3 protein-coding genes are annotated in these 3,777 nt (G+C 50.3%); all 3 read left to right on the top strand.

Going from position 1 to position 3,777, the window contains the following annotated elements:
- A partial coding sequence (locus BN874_RS22110) for a bacteriohemerythrin (protein WP_154724724.1) occupies window positions 1-674 on the top strand: 674 nt, incomplete at its 5' end.
- A gap of 141 nt (window positions 675-815) precedes the next feature.
- On the top strand, window positions 816-2,423 hold the full coding sequence (locus tag BN874_RS26140) for a methyl-accepting chemotaxis protein (RefSeq protein WP_034430861.1): 1,608 nt from the start codon (window positions 816-818) through the stop codon (window positions 2,421-2,423).
- 460 nt (window positions 2,424-2,883) lie between these two features.
- Window positions 2,884-3,777 (top strand): CHASE3 domain-containing protein (locus BN874_RS03495; RefSeq protein ID WP_034430862.1); only part of this gene is annotated, 894 nt, incomplete at its 3' end.

The raw sequence follows: 3,777 nt of genomic DNA, 5'->3' as shown, positions 1-3,777 counted from the left end.
GAATCGAACAGGTCAACAAGGCCATTTTGCAAATGGATCAAGTCACCCAGCAAAACGCTGCGCTGGTGGAACAAACCGCTGCCGCCAGTCACGCTATGGGCGATCAAGCCCAGGAACTGCAAAACCTGATGGGCTTTTTCACGCTGGATGAAACCACATCCACTCCGACCGCGTATCTCCGAACCGTGGAACGTAACGAATTTAAGCGGGAGAAAATCCAGCCGATAAGCCGGTTATCGGCTGGGAATACAGCGGGCAGCGCCGGCGACCAAGCTGCTTTGATCACTTGGAGCGACGCACTGAGCGTGAATGACCCGGATATTGACCAGCAACATCAAAAACTGGTCCGCATGATCAATGATCTGCATAACGCCATGCGCAAAGGGCAAAATAAATCTGCCATGGGAAACCTGCTGAACCGGCTGCTTGAATATACCGTTGAACACTTCAGTTATGAAGAAGGGCGAATGGAGGCTTGTCATTACCCGAACATTAAGGGACATAAGGCAAAACACGTTGATTTGGTGCAGCAAGTGACGGCGCTTCAAGATAAATTTAATAGTGGTAGCCAACATCTTAATATGAAAGTGATGCGCTTTCTCAAGGATTGGATCACTAATCATATTCAGAAAAGTGATAAGGATTATATGCCCTATATGCAAGCGCAACGGTAGCGCCTGTAGCACCCCTGTTTGTGGGGTAAGCTTCCAGTCCGTATCTGAACGGGGAAGATGCCTATTCTACTTCATTAGGAGTTCTGTAATAGCAGTATCAGCGATTACTCTTCCCGTTATTACCATAAGGCGATGATTATAATGAAAGCACTATCGTTGCAAGCCAAGATGGTTTTATTGAGTATGCTTCCCGCGCTGATACTCGCGGTAGGATTGACCAGCTTAGCTATTCTGCAAGTGCGTCATCAGGGCCAGCAACAGATCGATGATATTCGCCAATCGATGCGAGCGGCGAAGGAAGCGGAACTCAAGAACTATGTGGATATGGCGATTTCAGCGATTCGTCCGATCTATGAAAGTGCGACCGCCGATGACGCTAAAGCGCAGGAACAAGCCAAAAATATTCTGCGCCAACTCAGTTATGGCAAGGACGGCTATATTTTTACCTATCGTTATGATGGCGTGAATTTGGTGCTTTCCCCAAAACCACAATTGGAGGGTAAAGACCTCTCTGGCCTGAAAGACACGAATGGAGTGTTTTATGTCCGTGATTTAATCAGTAATGCCAAGAAAGGTGGAGGTTATGTCGCATATCTCTTCGATAAACCCTCGAAAGGCAAGGTAGTATCCAAGTTGGGTTATGCCGCAGGTTTGGATAAATGGCAATGGATGATCGGCACCGGCTTTTATATTGATGATATTGACGATGCTATTCAACAGGTAGAGCGCGATGTCGCTGAAGACCTCCGTAATACTATTGGATTTTCACTAGCGGTGGTATTGGTAGCGCTGGTGGTGGTACTGCTGATCAGCCTGGCGGTGGCACGAGCGCTGAGCAGGCGAATTCAGACCGCAGTCACCGTTTCCCAGCGGATTGCCCACGGTGATTTAACGGCGGAACTGCACACCGGTTCAGGCGATGAAACCGGTCAATTACTAACCGCGATGCAAATTATGACTACCGAGTTACAGCGCATCACCCAAGCGATTCAGGAGACTACGGAAACAGTCAATACCGCAGCGCACGAGATTGCCCAAGGCAGCAGTGATTTATCGCAGCGCACCGAAGAACAAGCCTCAGCGCTGGAAGAAACTGCTGCCAGCATGGAAGAATTGACCGCGACCATCAAACACAGCGCTGATAACGCTACCCAAGCTAATCAATTGGTTGGGATAGCGCGGGCACGAGCCGAACAAGGCGGGGAAGTAGTCAGCCGCACCATGGCTGCAATGCAGGCGATTAACCACAGCAGCCGCAAAATTGCCGACATCATTGGAGTAATTGACGAGATCGCCTTTCAGACCAACCTGCTGGCGCTGAACGCGGCGGTCGAAGCCGCCCGCGCCGGTGAACAAGGCCGGGGCTTCGCCGTAGTCGCCGGCGAAGTGCGTAAACTGGCGCAACGCAGCGCCGACGCGGCTAAAGAGATCAAAGCGCTGATCACCGATAGCGTCGCCAAGGTGGAAGACGGCGGCAAGCTGGCGGATGCCTCGGGACAAACTCTGCGCGATATCCTGGTGGATGTGAAAAAGGTCAGCGACCTTGTCGCTGAGATGACCACGGCGGCGCAAGAACAGGCCAGCGGGATCGATCAGGTCAACCAAGCCATCCTGCAAATGGATCAAGCGACCCAGCAAAATGCCGCGCTGGTGGAACAAACCGCTGCCGCCAGCAGCGCTATGGGCGATCAGGCGCAGGAATTGCAACGACTCATGGGGTTCTTTAGTTTCAAATCCGTACATAAATAAATATAACTGTATCTTTTAATTTTCAATTACAAAAATACCAAGAATTAGAATGACAAATGTCATTTTTTAGGGCTATGCTTTCAAAAGTCAGGACTTTCGCCAAGCCCCTTAAATTCTAAATTCGTCATACCCGCGAAAGCGGGTATCCAATTTTTCAATGGCTTACTGGATTCCCGCTTTCGCGGGAATGACGGAAAGCGAAAGTCCTGAAAAGTTGGTCCTGTAAGTTTTCCTGTGATGGCGATGATTTGCGGCCTAGGCTAGAACATCGGCTTCATCCAACTCTTTGATCTTACTGAAAGGTATGCGTTGTACTCACCCAACCCGTCGTGCGAATCACGGGAAAATTTACAGAAGGATTTAATTCAGCCTATGAAGGCTAACCCGTTGATTGTGATCACCAAAACTGTCCGAAGTATTGGACTAAAACTGTCAGAACTATTGGCCATGGGAGATTAAAATGAAGAGTCTGAGTTTAAGAATGCAGATTTTTGTAAGCATCATCATTCCCTTAGCATTGATGATAGTAGTTGGCCTATTGGCCATCCAAGGCATCAACAAAAACATCGCCGCCAATAAAATGGTGGAACATACCTACGCTGTTCTCAATGAGGCGGCATCCATCCTTAGTTCGGCAGTGGATATGGAAACCGGTATGCGTGGCTACCTGTTGGCTGGCAAGGAAGAGTTCCTTGATCCGTATAAGAGTGGAGAGAAGGCAATCTACGCGAAAATAGATTCCCTGAAGAATACGGTCAGCGATAATCCCAAACAGGTTGGGCGGTTGACCGAGATAGAAAAAACCCTCCGGGAGTGGCAGGAAAAGGATACCACGCCGTCCATTAGCTTACGTCGTGAGGTCGGTAACGCCAAGACCATGGATGATATAGCCAGACGGGTCGGAGAAGGCCACGGCAAGCAGTATTTTGATAAATTTCGCCAACTCATAGCTAACTTCAACGATGAAGAAACCCAGTTGCTGGGCATACGCAAGGAAGCCGACAAGGCAGCAATCAGTAACCTGTTTACGTTGATCTACTCGGCCATTCTGGTGGCCATCGTCTTAAGCTTGGGGGTGGGGTGGTATATGGTTCGCCGGATCTTCAGTCAGGTCGGCGGCGAACCGGCCGCGATAGCGGTACTGACCCAACAGATCGCGGAGGGCAATTTGACGGTGCGTTTCACCGACACCGGCAAGGAAACCGGCATTTACGCCACCATGCGCGAGATGACCGGCCAGTTGAAGGGCATTGTCAGCCAGGTGACGCAAGCCACCGCGCAAGTCAGTTCCGCCGCCGCCGAGATTGCCCAGGGCAGCAGCGATCTGTCACAGCGCACTGAAGAACAAGCCTCG

It is taken from the genome of Candidatus Contendobacter odensis Run_B_J11, from assembly GCF_000531125.1.
GTDB lineage: Bacteria > Pseudomonadota > Gammaproteobacteria > Competibacterales > Competibacteraceae > Contendibacter > Contendibacter odensensis.
Note: the sequence above shows the minus strand (reverse complement) of the source record. Positions and strands in the feature narration are given on the sequence as shown.